General features: G+C 54.6%; 2 protein-coding genes. Both read left to right on the forward strand.

The genetic code is table 11. From position 1 onward, the window contains the following. Positions 1–85: 85 nt before the first annotated feature. Positions 86–1,108 (forward strand): IS21 family transposase, encoded by a 1,023-nt coding sequence (istA, locus tag BHU62_RS24490; protein WP_073534941.1) that lies wholly within the window; start codon positions 86–88, stop codon positions 1,106–1,108. After that, the gene (gene istB / locus BHU62_RS24495; RefSeq protein WP_073534942.1) at positions 1,108–1,887 is read left to right on the forward strand and encodes an IS21-like element ISSen3 family helper ATPase IstB; all 780 of its coding nucleotides are present in this window, start codon (positions 1,108–1,110) and stop codon (positions 1,885–1,887) included. The genes istA and istB overlap by 1 nt, the downstream gene beginning before the upstream one ends. Positions 1,888–1,956 lie beyond the last annotated feature (69 nt).

Below are 1,956 nucleotides of genomic sequence, written 5' to 3' on the forward strand. Positions count from 1 at the left end.
GTTACCAACGGTGCAAAACTGATCCGCCCCAGCGGTTGAAAATTGATCCAGGGGTTAATCTGCTCCTCTGAATACAGGGGAGCTTATGATCACTTTTGAGATTCGTATGGAAATTAAAGTCCTGCACAAGCGGGGAATGAGTATTCGGGCCATCGCCAGGGAACTGGGTATTTCGCGCAATACTGTCCGCAGCCACCTGAAAGCCAAATCTGAAAAGCCGCAGTATTCACCACGCCCGGCATCATCATCACTGCTCGATGAATACCGTGATTACATCTCTAAGCGGATCAGCGATGCGCATCCCTACAAAATCCCGGCTACCGTTATTGCCAGGGAAATCATGGAGCTGGGCTATCGTGGAGGGATGACTATCCTAAGAGAGTTCATCCGTTCGCAAACACTCCCCGTACAGGCAGAACCGGTCGTTCGCTTCGAAACCGAGCCCGGGCGACAGATGCAGGTTGACTGGGGGACCATGCGAAACGGCAAGTCACCCCTGCATGTGTTCGTTGCTGTTCTGGGGTACAGCAGAATGCTTTACATCGAGTTCACCGACAATATGCGCTACGACACGCTGGAAGCCTGTCACCGCAATGCGTTCAGCTTCTTCGGCGGTGTACCGCAGGAAGTCCTGTACGACAATATGAAAACGGTGGTGCTCCAGCGGGACGCTTACCAGACCGGCCAGCACCGGTTCCATCCTTCTCTGTGGCAGTTCGGCAAAGAGATGGGCTTCTCTCCCCGGCTGTGCCGTCCCTTCAGGGCACAGACTAAAGGCAAGGTGGAGCGGATGGTGCAGTACACCCGGAACAGCTTCTATATCCCGTTAATGACGCGCCTGCGTCCGATGGGGATCACCATCGATGTTGAAACCGCAAACCGTTATGGCCTGTGCTGGCTGTACGATGTGGCCAATCAACGGAAGCATGAAACTATCCAGACCCGCCCCTGTGATCGTTGGGTGGAGGAACAGCAATCCATGCTGGCACTGCCACCGGAGAAAAAACAGTATGACGTGCAGGTTGATGAAAGCCTGGTGACCTTCGACAGACAGCCGTTGCATCATCCTCTCTCCATCTATGACACGTTCTGCAGAGGAGCCGCATAATGGTCGAACTGCAACATCAACGGCTGATGGTGCTTGCCGAACAGCTGCAGCTGGACAGTCTTATCGGCGCTGCGCCGGCGCTGTCGCAACAGGCGGTGGATCAGGAATGGAGCTACATGGACTTCCTGGAGCACCTGTTGCATGAGGAGAAACTTGCCCGGCATCAGCGTAAACAGGCGATGTACACACGGATGGCGGCCTTCCCGGCGGTAAAGACGTTCGAGGAATACGACTTCACCTTCGCCACCGGCGCACCTCAGAAGCAAATCCAGTCGCTGCGCTCCCTGAGCTTCATCGAACGTAACGAAAACATCGTGTTACTGGGCCCCTCGGGCGTGGGAAAAACACATCTGGCGATAGCCATGGGCTACGAAGCCGTACGGGCGGGCATCAAGGTTCGCTTCACAACAGCAGCGGACCTGCTGTTACAGCTGTCGACTTCCCAGCGTCAGGGGCATTACAAAACGACACTCAATCGCGGTGTCATGGCCCCAAAACTGCTCATCATCGACGAAATAGGCTATCTGCCGTTCAGTCAGGAGGAAGCCAAGCTGTTCTTCCAGGTCATCGCCAAACGTTACGAGAAGAGCGCGATGATCCTGACCTCTAATCTGCCGTTCGGGCAGTGGGACCAGACGTTCGCTGGGGATGCAGCCCTGACATCGGCGATGCTGGACCGGATCTTACATCACTCACACGTAGTCCAGATAAAAGGAGAGAGCTATCGACTGAAGCAGAAACGAAAGGCCGGGGTTATAGCGGAAGCTAATCCTGAGTAAACAAGGTGGATCAATATTAGACCGTTGGTGGTGACGGTAAGTGGATCACTTTTTACCCGTTGTTGACAG

Origin of the sequence: Serratia marcescens, assembly GCF_001902635.1 — a bacterium.
Classification (GTDB): domain Bacteria; phylum Pseudomonadota; class Gammaproteobacteria; order Enterobacterales; family Enterobacteriaceae; genus Serratia; species Serratia marcescens_F.

What these genes read in the sequence shown, in the direction of transcription:
- istA (WP_073534941.1), top strand. Translation starts at nt 86, where the DNA reads ATGATCACTTTTGAGATTCGTATGGAAATTAAAGTCCTGCACAAGCGG.
- istB (WP_073534942.1), top strand. Translation starts at nt 1,108, where the DNA reads ATGGTCGAACTGCAACATCAACGGCTGATGGTGCTTGCCGAACAGCTG.